The sequence below is a fragment of the Vibrio sp. SALL6 genome (assembly GCF_002002385.1).
In the GTDB taxonomy this organism is placed as follows: domain Bacteria; phylum Pseudomonadota; class Gammaproteobacteria; order Enterobacterales; family Vibrionaceae; genus Vibrio; species Vibrio parahaemolyticus.
Map to the genome: position 1 here is coordinate 206,380 of NZ_MQVK01000019.1, position 16,909 is coordinate 223,288.

The following is a 16,909-nucleotide window of genomic DNA, read 5'->3' on the forward strand; positions in this document are numbered from 1 at the left end:
GATAACATGAAGTTATTCAAAGCGACCATTACTGCATTATTAGGGCTAGCCATCGCTATGCCTACAATCGCGAAAGAAGACGTTGCCACTCCCAATGTAGATCAAATCAAAGAACGAGGCACTTTGCGCGTTGGTATGTCAACATTTGTACCTTGGGCGATGCGCAACAAGCAAGGTGAGTTAATCGGTTTTGAAATCGATGTTGCCAAACGCTTAGCACAAGATTCAGGTTTGAAAGTGGAATTTGTACCGACTGCATGGGATGGCATTATTCCCGCACTACTGGCGAAAAAGTTCGACGTGATTATCGGTGGCATGTCGGTCACGCCCGAGCGTTCCAAAAGCGTGTTGTTTACTAAACCCTATTCACACTCTGGAGTTCAAGTGGCAGCAAATAAAGAACTGGCTTCTGGTTTTAGCGAGTTTTCGGACTTTGACTCACGACGCGTAAAAATTGCGGCTCGTCGCGGCGCATTCACCGTTCAAGTAGCCAGAGAAACCTTCCCGAAAGCGAAGATTCTGCAATTTGATGACGACGCGCAAGCGTTCCAAGAGGTACTGAATGGTAACGCCCATGCGGTTATTGCTTCTAGCCCAAAACCAGAACATGAGACAGTGAAACACAGCGACAAGCTATTCCTTCCATTCTCTGAGCGACTATCAAAAGGTAACGAAGCCTTTGCGGTTCGCTTAGGGGAGGAAGATAAAAAAGCCTTTTTCAATAAATGGATTGAAGAAAGAACCCAAGATGGATGGTTAAAACAGCGTTATGAATACTGGTTCTCGACATTAGATTGGCAAGACCAAGTCGCGCAAGGCCAGTAATCTAAATGGCTCGTGGTCTTCGCGAGCCTATACTTTTGAATCATCTATTTTACTTTTCCATCAACTATCGGAGTTAAATTTTTGGGCGAACAAACCACCACTCGCACAGCACCCACCAAGGCCAACACAGGTTCCTTTCTAGTTCGGTTCAACACGCTCGATTGGGTACTGCTTATTATCTGTGGTATTTGTGGTGTTTGGCTGTACCATCGTTCCAGCGTTGGTGTGCATTATTTGTGGCAGTGGAAAGAGGCGTTTGAACTACTTTTTACACCAAGATCTGACGGTGGTTTGCCCTACTTCTTCCAAGGTTTGATTTCGACGTTAAGGCTCAGTATTTGGGGCATCAGCTTCGCATTAGTGCTTGGCACTTTGTTGGGCTTAGCGCGTTTCTCTCGCTCCGTCTGGTTGCGCACACCTGCCAACGCGTTTATTCAGTTGGTAAGAAACATCCCACCGTTGGTTTTTGTTTTTATTTTCTACTTTTTCATTTCTAACCAATTGATCCCGTTACTCGGTTTGGAAGATCTTCTACGAAACTACAACGGTGAACCAAATGCGCTACAAAGCTTTCTTTTTGGACCTTCTAACCTTTGGGAAAATCTTGCCTCTGGTGTGTTATGCGTCGGCTTACTTTCTTCTGCCTACATAGCAGAAGTTGTGCGCGCAGGTTTACAAAGCATCGACCAAGGTCAGTGGGAAGCGGCGGATTCATTGGGCTTGTCTCGATGGGTGAAGTACCGATTCGTTATCGCGCCACAGGTGCTTAAAGCAATAACACCTGCACTTGCCGGTCAAACCATCTCTTTGGTGAAAGACACCTCCATCGTTTCGCTAATTTCTATACAAGAAATGACTTTCGTTGGGACAGAGATGGCAAACTCATCAGGATATATCTTTGAAATTTGGCTGATTGTAGGCTTTTCTTACTTCTTGATTTGTTTCGGTCTGTCACTCATTTTTCGATATATTGAGAAAAAATCGGAATCTATTTCAAATTAACTCAATAGCACATGCAATTAGACACATTTGATTCTTCAAATTGGAACTGCATCCTGTTACATTGACTCAATGCTAAATTCTCGGCGTTTTTCATGGAGTTAAAGAAACAGTCTGACTACGAACAGTACATAAGACAGGACGGTCTTGGGGAATATTACGTAGTCATCAACCAATTCACTTTTCACAGTGTTTATCAGCCAATTTTTGATAAGCACCAACGCGTTATTGGAATGGAAGCCCTCCTTCGTATTCATGGCGCAGACGGCGTTCAAATTCGCCCAGACATTTTTCTCTCCAACGCAAGTATCGACCCTTACTTTCGCTTATGTGTTGAATTTTTATCCCGAGCCATGCACATCAGAAACTTCGCTCGTCACTTTGCCGGAACGCCGATTAAGCTCTTTCTCAATGTTATGCCTCAAACTCTACTCACGCTCACCAAAGACATGGGCTTTAAAGACAACGGATTGCTTTACAAACGTCTTGCCGATTTGGGTATGACCCCGTCTGATGTGGTGTTTGAGGTTGTAGAAGAATCCTGCGGTGATACTGATTTACTGATTAAAGCCGTACAGTTAATGAGAGCGAATGGCTTTATCTTTGCCATCGATGATTTTGGCGCGCAACATTCCGACATTGCCCGAGTTCAGCAGCTTTGTCCTGACATAATTAAAATTGATCGCTCTTATCTACTCGATTATTGCGCTGGTGATACCTTTTCCATTCGAAGTGCGGTAGATCTAGCGGCAACCATGGGGGCCAAAGTGATTATCGAAGGGGTTGAAGAGAACAACCAGCTGCAAGCCATGCGTCAACTGGAACTCGATTATTATCAAGGGTTTTATCTCGGTAAACCAAGTGCAATTCATCACTGGACAGAATACGCAACCTGCCAATGCACGGTGCATTAAGCTTATCTCGTCATGCCGCATAAGCCACACAAACTATCCCAACAAAAAAGCGCCGAACACATGTCGGCGCTTTTGGTATGTATGGGTTTGAACGCTAAGATTCAATCGCTTATAAGATTCTATAGCTTAGAAGAAGTCGATAGAGTTACGTCCACTCTTAGGGTCACGCGTTGCTTGTGGTTTGTCTTCTTTCTTGCCTTTCTTAGCAGATTGAGTCAACGCTTCTTTTTGTGCTTTGCGCTCTTTATGTGCCGCTTTACGACCCGTTGATTTAGGTCCTGTGCCTTTCGCTTTAGGCGGCTTACTTTGGCGAGACTTCTCTTTACGAGTAGATTGCGCTTCTTTCTTCGCTTTCTTTTCCGCTTTTTGCTCTGCCGTTTCTGGTTCTGTCACTGGCGCGTCACAAACCACCACATAGTATTCTTGGTTAAACTCAAAAAAGTCACCATCGTACATTTTACGGCGTTTACGTGTTTCTAGCTCGCCATTCACCGCGACATAACCTTCTTCGATGATATGTTTTGCTTCGCCACCACCACTGACCAAGTTTGCGATTTTAAAAAGCTTATACAGTTCGATAGGATGCGCATCAACATCAATGCCGATCGCTTCGATTTCAATCTCGTCGCCTTCTAAATACTCTTCGTGGTCGTAATCTTGGGTCATGTTATTTACTCTTCATATTTGATGCTCTGAAGTTTAAACGCAATGCCCCAAAATAGAAACCTCAGCCAATGCTCTATCGCAGGTTCTTTGTGGCTTTTGAGCACGTCTTGACCTATTTGACTGACCATTCGCAAGCTGTTACGTCAATGCCAACTTCAAACGTGGCTGCAATTCCATAATCCGAAGGTATATACTCTCCAGGTTATTGTTAAAAAGAGCGAATACTTTGTCTCAACCAAGCAGAATTACCTTTGTTACGGCTAACTTGTTTAATTTTGTCGCACCGCCGAACGCCTACTACGACTTCGAGAATATTTATTCCCAAGAGCAGTGGCGAGACAAACTTGCTTGGACGCAAAACCAATTAGAAAAGCTCGAACCGGACATTATCGGTCTGCAAGAGGTGTTCAGTATCGAAGAGACCCGCGCGTACTTTTTGTCACTTGGCTTTCCGTATTTCGCAACGGTCGATACCCCAAAAATAGAAGACGAGTATATTTATTCTCGCCCCGTCGTCGCGATTGCGTCTCGCTTTCCTATTGAGGATGTAAAACGCGTAGAGTTCGATTCAAACTCACTCACGCCATTTGGGGTAAATGAAGCACCCGATTTCAGTCGCAAGCCGATTTATGCGCAAGTCGTTCACCCAGTCCTTGGTCACATTGCCATATATGTCACTCACCTCAAATCTCAACGCCCTGCGGATACCGAAACGCCAGAACCATCAAGTCGCGTAATGGCTCGTTGGTTGTCTACACAGCAACGCGGTTGGGAAGCAGCCATGTTGCGAGACGCAATGCAGGCACAATATCGAGCACATCCTATACCGACCGTGTTAATGGGTGATATGAACCAGCCCATCTCAAAAGAAAGCGTTAACAACGTGCTTACCGAAACATTTAGTGACAGCGTCACCGAATTGCAACTAAAGGATGGCTGGCATCTGCAAACGGGCTCGTCTCTTGAAGTGCGCCCTGCGACTCACTACCACTTTTCTACGGGGAATGTGCTGGATTACATCCTGCTTTCTCAAGAGTTTGATACACATTCGGATATATCGGTAGCGGAAGTGATTGATTATCAAGTGTTAGAACAACACCTGATTAACCCATCCTATGAGAAAGACAAAAACGCCAGCGATCACGCGTTTGTGTCGCTGACGGTCGAAGTGAAATTGTAAGTGTTGACTATTGTCGTTTAACAATTTTGCGAGGAATAAGCTCCACACCTGGCTTGTAACGTTTGGCCGAGGCATTCAGTGCCAACTCCATCGCGCTATCAGCAATCAACTCAAATTGCTGAGGCAGAGAGTTGATTTTCACTGGTAAGAAGTCTAGCAGTCGATTATCACCAAATGTCGCCAGACGAACTTGACTCATGAGTTCCGGCTTTTCGAGCATCACGTCTAGGACGCCTTCAAGCAACGTGTAGGAAGTCGTCACGATCGCATCAGGCAAACTGTCTGCTTGAACCCATTTATCCAGTACCTTTTTTCCCTCCTCACGAGAGAAGTGCAAACCGTAACCGACGGTCATTGCCGTATCGTCTTTTTGGCAGGCAGACCGAAAACCCAGTTCGCGCTCTTTCGACACTTGCAGATCTTGCAACGCACCAATCAAACCAATGGTTTTGATCTCTGGTGACAGTACCGATTCTGTAAGCTCAAAAGCAGCATCAAAATCTTCACTGATAACGCAACAAAAATGCTCATCATCCATTGGACGGTCAAGTGCTATAACCGGAGTGCCCGAGTTTTGTAACTTGAGATAATACTCATTAGCCGATGGCATACCACTTGCGACAAATAGCGCGTCAATTCGGCGGCTGATTAGCGCTTCAGCAACCTTTTTCTCCGTTTCCGGATCATCATCTGAGCAGCCAATTAGAATTTGATAACCCGCCTTACGCGAGTTTTGTTCAATCAGTTTTGCAAGGCGTGCGTAACTGGTGTTCTCCAAGTCTGGGATGATAAGTCCAAACGAACGCGAGTTACCGGCACGCAAAGAAGAAGCGGCATGATCCGGCTTGTAATTGTACTCGTCGACAACCGCCATCACTTTCTTTTGCGTCTTTTCGCTGATGCGGTATTTCTGCGCTTTTCCGTTAATTACATAGCTTGCAGTTGTCTTTGAAACCCCTGCCAATTTGGCTATTTCATCCAGTGTCATATTCTCAACCCTATTCTGTGCGCGCGATCATATTAATACATCAACGATCTTACGATAAGTTGAATTATAAGCTGAACCGATTCAGTATAAAAGCTGAAAGGATTCAGCAAAATCTAAAAATTGACGAAAATCACCAAAATCCGGCAATGCAGTAAGTCTTCGTCTAGGCTTTAAGCAATACTGCTCAAGGGGTGTTTAGCGTCAGATTTTTAAAACATTTTGCTAAGTCTTTTAAAAAATTTGCCACTTAGCTGAATCGATTCAGTATCGAAAGAAGATTTAGCTAAGACACAACAAAACTAGAGCAAGACTGAATACATTTTTAATTTGATTGGTACGAATACCTTAAGGCTGGAGAAGCACCATGCTTAAGCTAAACAAGAACGACATTACCCTCTCGCAATCAGCGACAGATAAGTTTGCAGCAATCAAGAATATTGCGCAAAGCCTGACAGACAAAGGCCTTGTTGAACAAGGTTATGTGGAAGGCATGCTAAATCGTGAAAACCAAAACTCAACGTTTTTGGGTAACGGCATCGCGATCCCTCACGGTACAACCGACACTCGCTCGATGGTAAAAACCACTGGCGTCGCTGTTCACCACTTTCCTGAAGGTGTGGATTGGGGTGACGGAAACAAAGTCTTCGTTGCGATTGGTATCGCGGCAAAATCAGACGAGCACTTAGGCATTCTGAAACAACTGACCAAAGTGCTAGGTGCTGATGGCGTGGAAGAGCGTCTTCGCGATGCAAAAAGCGAAGAAGACATCATTGCCCTACTTCATGGTGATGTTCAGCTTGAAGCGGACTTCGATGCGTCTCTTATCCAGCTGCTTTTCCCTGCAAGCGATATGGTACAGATGAGCGCTGTGGCTGGTGGCCTCTTGAAAAACACTGGCTGTGCTGGCGCTGAATTTGTTGCTGATCTCGTGACAAAAGCACCGACTCATCTTGGCAACGGTTTATGGCTAGTTGGTAGCGATAAGCACGTTTCTCGCACCGGTGTGTCTTTTGTCTCGACGGCCAACGATTGCGAATACGAAGGCCAAAAAGTGCGTGCTTTGGTTGCGTTTGCGGCTTGTAACAACGCTCACCAATCAATTCTGAACAACTTGTCTAAAATCGTTTTCAACAACGAACAAAATAAGCTGTTAGATGCCTCTGCAGAACAGATTCTCGCGCTATTCAAAGGCGAAGAAGTGGCAGCACCAGCCGAAGATGGCAACGTAGCAGTCTTTAAGATCAAAAACGCACATGGCCTTCACGCTCGCCCGGGTGCGATGCTGGTTGCAGAAGCTAAGAAATTCGAATCAAACATTCGCGTGGCAAACCTAGATGGTGATGGTAAAGCAGTAAATGCGAAAAGCCTGATGAAAGTGATTGCCCTTGGTGTGAAACACGGTCACCAATTGCAGTTCTCTGCTGAAGGCCCAGACGCGGCTCAAGCGCTGGAGTCTATCGGCAACGCGATTGCTTCTGGCCTAGGTGAAGGTTAAGGGGCACGCAAATGACAGCATTAAAAACAAACAAAGTTGTGACCATCACGCTGAACCCTGCGCTTGATCTAACAGGCTCGCTCGACGCGCTAAAGGTAGGTTCAGTCAGCCTTGTTGCACAAAGTAGCCTTCACGCGGCAGGCAAAGGCGTTAACGTTGCAAAAGTGCTGAGCGACCTTGGCGCCGAGGTTACAGTGACCGGCTTTTTGGGTAAAGACAACCCAGAACTGTTCCATCAACTTTTCACCGAAATTGGCGTAAAAAACGAGTTTGTTGAAGTTGAAGGCGCAACACGCATCAACGTAAAACTGGTTGAAGCCGACGGCCAAGTGAGTGACATCAACTTTCCTGGAGTTCAAGTAACGGCAGAAGAAATTGCGCGTTTTGAAGGGACCCTGTTCCGCCTTGCAGACACTCACGACTACTTCGTTCTAGCTGGCAGCTTACCGGGCGGTGTAACCGCTGAGCAATGCGCAGCATGGATTGAAAAACTGCATCAACAAGGCAAAAAAGTATTGTTCGACAGCAGCAAAGCCGCTCTACGTGCAGGTATTGATGCTCATCCGTGGCTTATTAAACCAAATGATGAAGAGCTGAGTGACTTTGTCGGTAAGCACCTAGAAACGCCAGAACAGTGCCAAGTGGCAGCACAAACCCTCAGTAACAAAGGCATCGAGAACATTGTGGTGTCGATGGGTGCTGACGGTGTGATGTGGCTAAACCAAGGCGAGTGGCTACGCGCACAACCGCCACGCATGAATGTGGTGAGCACCGTAGGTGCGGGCGACACACTGGTGGCAGGCTTATGCTGGGGTCACATGCAAGTGATGCCGAAACACGATTTATTGCGCTTCGCGACAGCGCTTTCTGCTTTAGCAGTTAGCCAAGTTGGCGTGGGGCTAACCAGTCAAGAAGAACTGGAAAACATTAAGCTGCAAACACAAGTCAGCGAGCTTTACCCTAATACGAACTTAGACAAAAACTAAGGAACAGAAGGTTATCAGTATGAATATTGCCATTATTACTGCCTGCCCTAGTGGTGTTGCTAATAGCATCCTTGCGGCGGGTCTATTAGAACAAGCGGCCGCTAAACTAGGTTGGAACGCCAAGATTGAATGCCAATCCAGTGTTATTGCTCCAACGCCGCTGACAGACGCTGACATTGAGCAAGCTGACGCGATCGTAATCGCGGCGAACACCACCGTTGATACTTCTCGTTTCGTAGGTAAAAAAGTCTACCAAGCAGAAATCAGCGCGGTGGCAAAAGACGCTACCGCATTCTTAACGACCGCAGTCGAAAGTGCAGCAACACTTGAACAAGTAACCACAGTTGAAGCGCCTGTCGAAAGTGTTTCAGCAGCCAAGAAAATCGTCGCTATTACGGCATGCCCTACTGGCGTGGCGCATACCTTCATGGCAGCAGAAGCGTTAGAAGAAGAAGGCAAACGCCGTGGTCACCAAATTAAGGTGGAAACTCGTGGCTCTGTTGGCGCGAAGAACCAACTAACTGACCAAGAAATCGCAGATGCGGACTTGGTTATCATTGCCGCGGACATCGAAGTGCCACTTGATCGCTTCAACGGCAAAAAAATGTACCGTACAAAGACTGGCCCAGCTCTGAAGAAAACCGCTGAAGAGATGGACAAAGCGTTCGAACAAGCAGCGATTTACCAACATTCAGGCGCTGCAAGTTCTGCTTCGGCAGCAGATGAGAAGAAAGGCGCATACAAACACTTAATGACGGGTGTTTCGCACATGCTTCCTGTCGTCGTTGCAGGTGGTTTGATCATCGCCCTATCGTTCGTATTCGGTATTGAAGCGTTTAAAGAAGAAGGCACATTGGCCGCCGCACTAATGACCATCGGCGGCGGATCCGCGTTTGCGCTGATGATCCCTGTGCTTGCTGGTTACATTGCCTTCTCAATTGCTGACCGTCCGGGTCTGGCTCCGGGTCTTGTTGGTGGTATGTTGGCAAGCTCTACTGGCGCTGGTTTCCTTGGTGGTATCGCGGCTGGTTTCATCGCAGGTTACGCAGCGAAACTCTTAGCAGATAAAGTAAAACTTCCTCAATCAATGGAAGCATTGAAACCGATTCTGATCATCCCGTTTGTTGCGACGCTATTTACGGGCCTTGTGATGATCTACATCGTTGGTGGTCCGGTTTCTGGCATCATGAATGGTCTGACTGACTTCCTAAACAACATGGGTTCAGACAGCGCCGTTCTACTTGGTATTATCCTTGGCGCAATGATGTGCTTCGACTTGGGTGGCCCAGTAAACAAAGCAGCTTACGCATTCGGTGTAGGTCTATTGGCTTCTCAAACTTACGCACCAATGGCTGCAATCATGGCGGCAGGTATGGTGCCGGCGCTAGGTATGGGTCTGGCCACTTTCCTTGCGAAGAACAAGTTTGAACCAAACGAGCGTGAAGCGGGCAAAGCATCATTCGTGCTAGGTCTGTGCTTTATCTCTGAAGGTGCAATCCCATTCGCAGCGAAAGACCCAATGCGTGTAATCCCATCTTGTATGGCTGGTGGCGCTCTAACAGGTGCTCTATCTATGCTATTCGGCGCGAAACTGATGGCACCTCACGGCGGTCTATTCGTACTGCTTATCCCTAACGCAATTTCTCCAGTCTTGATGTACTTGGTAGCAATTGCTGCAGGTACGGCGGTAACAGGCTTTACCTATGCATTCCTAAAAAACAAAGCGGATGCAAAACAAGAAGTTGCTGCATAAGCAAAACTTAAGCGATTAACACTTAAGCAATTAACAATGCCACCCTCGATTTGGCATTCAGCACCTCCCTTAAATTCCGGTTAAGGGAGGTGTTTTTTATTTCCCCCTCTTCTGACAAAACCATACATTTCGATACTTAACCTTTATTTTTTGACTCGTTATGCTGCACGCATGAGAGGTGCGACTTATTTGCTTAACTAACGCTTCGGTGACTTGTGTTTTTTCAAGTAGCCGATGAAAAATCCCAAAAGCAGATAAAGCCTCTTATATTTCACTTCGTTTTAATCAAAATAATAAAGTTAATTACACATGAAAAAAGCTGTCCTTTTGTTAGCTGCTGTTTCAGCATTCGCGCAAGCAAATCAAACTGATGTCGAGAAAAAAGACGTATCAGGCTTTTACCTTGGTGGTGGTATCGGGGTTACAACTGTCTATGACGACAGTGTTTGGCCGTATGCGGTTAATCTGGATTCTAACGACTCCACATACAAACTGTTTGGCGGTTACCAGTTCAACCGTATCGTCGCAATCGAAGCGCAATACACACGCTACGGTGATATTTTTGACAAGTTTGAAGATGCACCACGCACAATGGTAAAACCTGAAAACATCGCTCTAATGGCGAACCTAGGTTACACGTTTGACAGTGGCTGGCGTCCGTTTGCGACGGTCGGCCTTGGTCGTACCGAACTTGATTTTGGCTCTTCGTCAAAAGCAGAAACGTCATTCCGTGCAGGTGTTGGTGGCGAATACTCACCTAAAGCGATCGAGAATCTGAATTTCCGCATCGCGTATGAAGTAGACACATTTGTAATTGATGAAACTTACGATGACTTAACCATCATGCTCGGCTCACTTTACGCTGGCGTCTCTTACAAGTTCTAAAACGAAAAAAGCCCTGAGGAAATCCCTCAGGGCTAGGCAGGAAGCTGACTTAGATAAGTCAGGAGTCCTTATGCAGTGGTCGGTTTAATCCTAAATAGAATCGCAAACATTACTGGTACAACAATCAATGTTAGTACCGTTGCAAAACCAAGACCTGCCATAATCGTAATCGCCATTGAGCCAAAGAAAGCGTCAAACACGAGTGGAATCATCCCTAGAATCGTTGTCAGCGCCGCCATGCTTACTGGACGCACACGGCTGATCGCGCTATCTACAATCGCAAGATACGGATCTTTGCCAGACTCTAATTCCAAATTAATTTGATCAAGTAACACAATGCCATTTTTCAAAATCATCCCGCTCAGGCTCAGCAATCCAAGGAATGCAGTGAAGCTGAATGGCATGTTAGTTGTTAGTAGACCGAACGCCACACCAATAATGGAAAGCGGAACCGTAAACCAAATCACCAACGGTTTTTTGATTGAGTTAAACAGTAAAATGGTAATGATGAACATCAGCAAGTAGCCCATTGGCAGAGAACCAAATAGCCCTTCTTGCGCATCTTTCGATGATTCGTATTCCCCACCCCAAGTAATTTCGTACCCTTCAGGGATGTGTAAAGCCATCACTTTTGGTTGTACACGAGCAAACAAACTTGCCGCCGTATCATCACTCAATACATCGTGGTCAGCCAACACCGTTAAGGTACGTTTTCTGTCTCGGCGTTGGATCAGAGGCTCACTCCAATCTAGTTCGACACCATCAATGATTTGATCGACAGGAATGTACGTTTGTAATGACGGGCTCCAAATCTTCACGTTTTGTAGCGATTCAAAGTCCACACGCTCTGCTTCAGGTAGACGCACCATAATAGGTAACGTATGAGTTCCGTCACGCAGAACACCAAACGTGCTGCCGCCAAACGCCATTTGCAGCGTACTTGATAGATCTTCTTTCGAAATACCAAGGCGACGCGCTTTGGATTCGTTGAAGACGGGCACAAGTTCTTTCGTTCTTTCACGCCAATCGTGGCGAATGTTTCTCGCACCGGGATCCGTGTGAAGAATGTCTTCCACCTGAACCGCTAGCTCTCGCAACACTTTCGGATCTGGGCCAGTAATACGCGCTTCAATTTTAGACGCTGGAGACGGACCAAATTCCATCAGTTTGAACTGGAATGTAGGCTCATCGAACGTCTTCGCTAAATTGTCATCCAGCTTGTTAAGCAGCTTGAACATATTGTCACGGTCAGTTGTTCGCACTTGGAACTGAGCGTAAGCCTCGTAGCTTTTCTCCGGTTGGTACGTCAATGCAAAACGTTGTAAACCTTGGCCAATCGAAACCGAGACAAAATCGATGTCATCTTGCTGACGAATATAGCTTTCTACTTTTTCCGCTTGCTTAATGGTCTGACGGATATCCGTACCTTCTGGCATCCACATATCAACGTAGAACATCGGCGTATTCGAAGGCGGGAAGAATTGCTGCTTCACATTGCCAAACGCAATAACGGCACCCACTAACAACGCCACCATCGCAGCGACCGTCATCCAACGAAAACGTAACGAGAACTTAAGCAACGCGCCAAATACAACGAACAACCAGCCTTTGTAAGGGTCTTCGTCTTCACCGTTCGTGTCTTTCTCCTCTTCTTTTAGAAGCAGGTCTGCTAAGAAAGGTGTGAGTGTAATTGCCGTAACCCAGCTCAAGAACAGTGAGAAACATAACACCCAGAAGAGTGAGCCCATGAATTCGCCAGTTGCGTCCTGAGATAAGCCGATTGGTGCAAAAGCGGTAATTGCGATTACTGTCGCGCCAAGTAAAGGCCATTGTGTTTGTTTCACAATATCAACGGCAGCTTGAACCTTTGTGCGCCCTTTCTTCAGGCCAACCAGAATACCTTCAACCACAACAATCGCGTTGTCCACCAACATACCCAATGCGATGATCAACGCACCGAGCGAAATTCGATGAAGTTCTATGTTGTTGTAATTCATCAATATGAACGTACCAAACACCGTCAACAGAAGAACCACACCAATGATCACGCCACTACGTAAGCCCATAGTGAACAACAGCACAATAATTACGATGGCTACCGCCTCAGCTAAGCTGATCACAAACGCTTTGACAGAATCATCGACTTCTTGCGCTTGGTTGTAGAAATAGCTCATGTCCAAACCCGCAGGTTTGATGGACTCTAAACTGCTTAACTCAGCGTTAAGGCGCTCGCCTACTTCCACTACGTTAACGCCAGACGCAAACGAAATACCGATGTTGATTGCTTTCTTGCCGTTAAACAAAATCATGTTGCCCGGCTTTTCTTGAATACTTCGGGTGATCGTCGCAACGTCTTTTAAGCGAATCAAATTACCCGTATCACGACCGTGAATGATCAGGTTTTCTAACGCTTGAACGGTATTCAGCGTACCGCTAGGACGAATGACGAGGCTTTCACCATTCACCATAACTTCGCCAGCCGAAACCACGTTATTCTGTTGGTTAAGCAAACCAGAAACAACGTTCATGTCGAGATTCAGAGACGCAAGGCGGTCAAGCGAGATTTCAACGAACAACATCTCTTGCTGGTCTCCTGCAATGTCTACTTTGCCCACGCCATCAACCAGTTCGATTTCACGTCGTAGGTGGTCGGCATAGCGTTTGAGCTCGACATAGTCGTAATCGTCGCCCGTCAGCATCAACATGACACCGTACACGTCACCGAAGTCATCAATAATCTGCAGAGATTGAACACCTTGCGGTAAAGTTGGTTGCAGATCATTGATTTTACGGCGCATTTCGTCCCAAATCTGTGGCAGTTCGTCTGGGCCGTAATCCATCTTCATACTGACCATGATCTGCGACATACCATTCGAGGAGGTCGACGTGATTCGATCAATGTACGGCAGTTTACGAATCTCTTTCTCAAGCGGATACGTTAATTCTTCTTCCACTTCTTTGGAGGTCGCCCCAGGATAAGTCGCGACAATCATCGCGTCCTTAATCGTAAACGCAGGGTCTTCTAATCGACCAAGCTCTAGGAATGAAGTCACCCCACCGATAGCAAGAATAACAATGAACAACCAACTGATGACTTTGTTCTTAATGGAATACTCAGCAATGTTCATTATTGTTCCTTCTCCACAACATCCACATGCTTACCTTCGCGTAATTTACGTAGGTTTGAATTAATCAACACATCACCTTGAGTGATTCCCGATGAGACAATCGCCCCTTCACCGTTAACTTGTGAAATCGCCACAGGCACTTTAGTGACAGCGTCACCGTTCATTTTCCAAACAAAGAACTCATTGTCATCGTTGCCTGCTTGAAGTGCCGTCATTGGGATGTTGTAACCATCGATAGAAGTGATACCGGCTTTGATCATGTCGACCATCACGCTCACACTGGTGCCCGGAAGAATCTCTTGCTCTGGTTGAGGCATGGTTAAGTACATCTCATAAGTCTGTGTTTCTGAGTTTGGCTCGCTAGTGTGCTCTAAATAGTCCAGCGCATACGTTGTTGGAATACCAGAGAACGTCGCACGCGGCTTATAACTCATGTTTTGTGCGGTTGGGTTCACCATCGCTAACACGTTGTCAGACAATTCGATGCGCACATAAACTACATCGTTTTGATACAAGTTCAGTACAGGTTCGCCAATCGCCACGCGCTCAAAACGCTCTTTGAAAACGTCTGAGACTTTGCCTGCAAACGGGGCAAATAAACGCGTATAGTTCAACTGGTTAGTGGCGTTATAGAAATTTGCCTCTGCCAGTTCCTTGTTTGCGGTCAGCTCATCCAGTTCTGCTTTGGATATCATTTGGCGGCCGTGCAGTTCTTCACCACGTTTAAGCTGGCGAATCGCAAGCGTGTATTGCGCTTCCGCATCATTTACCGCTTGCTTTTCTTTGCTGTCATCCAGCTTGGCGATCATTTGTCCTTCTTTCACTACGTCACCAGCTTTCACTAGTACGTGTTGAATTTCACCGGCGCGACGAAATGCCATGGGTGTTTGTTCAGCAGGAACAACTAGCCCTTTAAACGCTCGATATTGGCTTTTCACTGGCGCGTCAACTGAAATAGTCGAAACATACAACGGTTGTTCGTCTACGTTTTGGCTATCACTTTGACAACCAGTAAGAACGGCCAAGGCGATGGCCGATACTGCAAATAGAGAATGCTTCATTAAATGCCTTCCTCACGAATCCAAGCTTTCACCACTTGCCCTTCGACTAATCGTTCTACGCCAGCAATAACCACGTAGTCGTTGTTATCCAAACCTGACTCAATCGCGCCACTTTCATTTAGTGACAATGTCACTTTATTCACTTGTTGCGTTGAGCTATCCATCACCCAAACTTCACCTTGGCTCTCTTGCTTGTTTACCCAAGCCGATGTCGGCAACGTCATGGCGTTAGACTTGTTTTGCTTAGCAATGTGTACTTGTCCTGTCATCCCAGTGAGCAAGTTGCGATCGGTTGGCCGAGTGATCGTCACAATCGCTTCATAGCTGTTGGTATCGATGTTTGGCTGCGTTGAGATTTCTTTGAACTTACCCGGAATACGTTTGCTTGGTTCGCTGTCCATCGTTACCCACATCTCTGCGTTTTTTAGTGCAGACAGAGAGACAGACTCCGCGTAACTAACGGGCAAAGTGAAAGAAACATCCAGCGTGGTGTTATCAATCAAATTGAGGATTTCTTGCTTTTCACCTACCACTTGATACGGCTTCACGTAGGTGTACGACACCACACCGTCAAATGGCGCTTGAATTTTGGTGTAGCTCAAATCGGTTTTCGCTTGTTCAAAACTTGCCAACGCTGCTTTGTATTGCGTTTCTTTTTGATCGTAGCTATCGGTGCTGATGAGTTTTTTGCTGTACAGACTTTTTGCTCGTTCCCACTGAGTTTTCGCCAGTGCATATTGGGCTTGCGCCGCGTCTAAAGCCAATTGCAGATCTTTCGGGTCTAGTGTGGCGAGCACTTCACCCTTTTCTACCCCTTGTCCCATTCTTACCAGTAGCTTTTCAACTTCCCCACCAACTTGAAAAGACAACTGCGCTCGATACGTTGCATCAATACGCGCAAGAAAAGCGTCAGAGTCGTCAACCGTAAGATCTTTAACAGCAAGTAATTTAACGGGTTTGATTAAAGGCTCTGCCGGTTCTGATATGGCTTTATTACACCCTGTCAGCAACGTAGAGAGACTTAACGTCACCACTGCGCCAATCAAAGTGTGCTTTATAGTTTGTTTTCGCACTGGCTTCTCCATAGACTTAAAATTTACTACACAGTCGTGCAGTATAGGCAGAATTGAATATTGATCAACATATTTTCCACGTGGATAGCAAATTAATTAGTCAAAGCGTTCGGTTTCTGGTAAAAGTAGGCACGTTGATTAATATTCGGGAAAAATCGAACTATGAATGTAAGAAAGCAAGGCCGACGTAGCGCTGAAGCCGCAGAACAAACTAAGTGTCTGATCCTTAAGGTCGCTGCAGATATGTTTTGTGAGCTGGGTTACGAGCGAGTCTCGCTAAGAAACATCAGCGAAAAGGCGGGTGTATCACATAGTTTGATTCGTCATCACTTCGGCAGCAAAGAGAAAATCTGGCAAGCAGTGAGTGACGCGATGGATGAGTTCCTGCAAAATTATATGGCAGGCCTAATCAACGAAATGCCTGAGAACACCCCATCAAATCGCAAGATTTACCTGTTTATGGTTCGCATGTTGGCGTTTGCACTCGTGAACCCTCATCCAGTACAAATGATTGCTGACTCAATCCGACAAGATGATAACGCGCTGTTTGACTACTTCTTAAAGTCAAAAGACGAGTTTGCCGAGATTTTCACGAGCATTTTCGCTCAGTACAACAGTGAGTTCCCAGAAGCACAATTCGATCAGTGGGAATCAAAATGGCAGATGTTGATCTTTGCACACGGCGCAGTCAGCCTTGCTCCAATGATGCAAGAAACATGGCCAGATATCGCAGACAATCGTGAACAACTGCTGATCAAACACTGGGAATTGTTTAATACGATCATGGCGACACAATTCAGAATCGCGAAAGAAGATATGATCCACCCTAGCAAGCTTGAAGACATCGTTATCGACATGTGTTGTACCATCGATGAAGCGGTAAACTAAAAAGCCAATAAGCGAAAATAAGACATAAAAAATGCCGAGCTATTCAGCTCGGCATTTTTGTTTCATTC

At 46.1% G+C, this 16,909-nt stretch carries 14 protein-coding genes; 9 read left to right on the plus strand and 5 right to left on the minus strand.

Annotated features, from left to right (window positions below; translation table 11 throughout):
- Positions 1-6: 6 nt before the first annotated feature.
- The 3 genes from BIW15_RS11790 (at position 7) to BIW15_RS11800 (ending at position 2,738) form a co-directional block, all read left to right on the plus strand.
- Entirely contained in the window at positions 7-825 is an 819-nt protein-coding gene (locus BIW15_RS11790; protein WP_025559766.1) for a transporter substrate-binding domain-containing protein, read from the plus strand.
- An 81-nt stretch (positions 826-906) separates the two neighbouring features.
- Positions 907-1,827: an amino acid ABC transporter permease gene (locus BIW15_RS11795; protein ID WP_020842085.1), complete on the plus strand. Its 921-nt coding sequence runs from the start codon at positions 907-909 to the stop codon at positions 1,825-1,827.
- Between the two features lie 92 nt (positions 1,828-1,919).
- Positions 1,920-2,738 (plus strand): EAL domain-containing protein, encoded by an 819-nt coding sequence (locus BIW15_RS11800; protein ID WP_005479128.1) that lies wholly within the window; start codon positions 1,920-1,922, stop codon positions 2,736-2,738.
- Between the two features lie 126 nt (positions 2,739-2,864).
- Here the strand turns inward: BIW15_RS11800 and BIW15_RS11805 are convergent, their stop codons facing one another.
- Positions 2,865-3,404 (minus strand): RNA-binding S4 domain-containing protein, encoded by a 540-nt coding sequence (locus BIW15_RS11805; protein ID WP_005478472.1) that lies wholly within the window; start codon positions 3,402-3,404, stop codon positions 2,865-2,867.
- 226 nt (positions 3,405-3,630) lie between these two features.
- Between BIW15_RS11805 and BIW15_RS11815 the strand changes: the two genes are divergently transcribed.
- A complete protein-coding gene (locus BIW15_RS11815; protein WP_025510714.1) occupies positions 3,631-4,584 on the plus strand; it encodes an endonuclease/exonuclease/phosphatase family protein in 954 nt (317 codons plus the stop codon).
- 7 nt (positions 4,585-4,591) lie between these two features.
- Here the strand turns inward: BIW15_RS11815 and cra are convergent, their stop codons facing one another.
- Positions 4,592-5,572, minus strand: coding sequence for a catabolite repressor/activator (gene cra, locus BIW15_RS11820; protein WP_005454171.1), 981 nt, complete (start codon positions 5,570-5,572; stop codon positions 4,592-4,594).
- A 364-nt stretch (positions 5,573-5,936) separates the two neighbouring features.
- Between cra and fruB the strand changes: the two genes are divergently transcribed.
- The 4 genes from fruB (at position 5,937) to BIW15_RS11840 (ending at position 10,691) form a co-directional block, all read left to right on the plus strand.
- Positions 5,937-7,067: a fused PTS fructose transporter subunit IIA/HPr protein gene (gene fruB, locus BIW15_RS11825; protein WP_005498743.1), complete on the plus strand. Its 1,131-nt coding sequence runs from the start codon at positions 5,937-5,939 to the stop codon at positions 7,065-7,067.
- A gap of 11 nt (positions 7,068-7,078) precedes the next feature.
- Entirely contained in the window at positions 7,079-8,053 is a 975-nt protein-coding gene (pfkB, locus tag BIW15_RS11830; protein WP_077281079.1) for a 1-phosphofructokinase, read from the plus strand.
- A gap of 19 nt (positions 8,054-8,072) precedes the next feature.
- Entirely contained in the window at positions 8,073-9,806 is a 1,734-nt protein-coding gene (gene fruA / locus BIW15_RS11835) for a PTS fructose transporter subunit IIBC (protein WP_029835881.1), read from the plus strand.
- A gap of 309 nt (positions 9,807-10,115) precedes the next feature.
- Positions 10,116-10,691 (plus strand): porin family protein, encoded by a 576-nt coding sequence (locus BIW15_RS11840; RefSeq protein WP_005454197.1) that lies wholly within the window; start codon positions 10,116-10,118, stop codon positions 10,689-10,691.
- 68 nt (positions 10,692-10,759) lie between these two features.
- On the opposite strand, the gene vmeV is transcribed toward BIW15_RS11840, so the two are convergent.
- The 3 genes from vmeV to vmeT are packed head-to-tail and all read right to left on the minus strand — an operon-like array spanning position 10,760 to position 15,965.
- Positions 10,760-13,819, minus strand: a complete 3,060-nt coding sequence (vmeV, locus tag BIW15_RS11845; RefSeq protein ID WP_077281080.1) for a multidrug efflux RND transporter permease subunit VmeV — start codon at positions 13,817-13,819, stop codon at positions 10,760-10,762.
- A complete protein-coding gene (gene vmeU / locus BIW15_RS11850; RefSeq protein ID WP_077281081.1) occupies positions 13,819-14,880 on the minus strand; it encodes a multidrug efflux RND transporter periplasmic adaptor subunit VmeU in 1,062 nt (353 codons plus the stop codon). Before vmeU ends, vmeV begins: the two co-directional genes overlap by 1 nt.
- Positions 14,880-15,965 (minus strand): multidrug efflux RND transporter periplasmic adaptor subunit VmeT, encoded by a 1,086-nt coding sequence (gene vmeT, locus BIW15_RS11855; RefSeq protein ID WP_075984579.1) that lies wholly within the window; start codon positions 15,963-15,965, stop codon positions 14,880-14,882. Before vmeT ends, vmeU begins: the two co-directional genes overlap by 1 nt.
- Positions 15,966-16,115: 150 nt before the next feature.
- Here vmeT and vdeR point away from each other — a divergent pair, with 150 nt between their 5' ends.
- Positions 16,116-16,841 carry an efflux transporter transcriptional repressor VdeR gene (vdeR, locus tag BIW15_RS11860; protein ID WP_005478460.1) on the plus strand — a complete coding sequence of 242 codons (726 nt, stop codon included), beginning with the start codon at positions 16,116-16,118 and terminating at the stop codon, positions 16,839-16,841.
- Positions 16,842-16,909 lie beyond the last annotated feature (68 nt).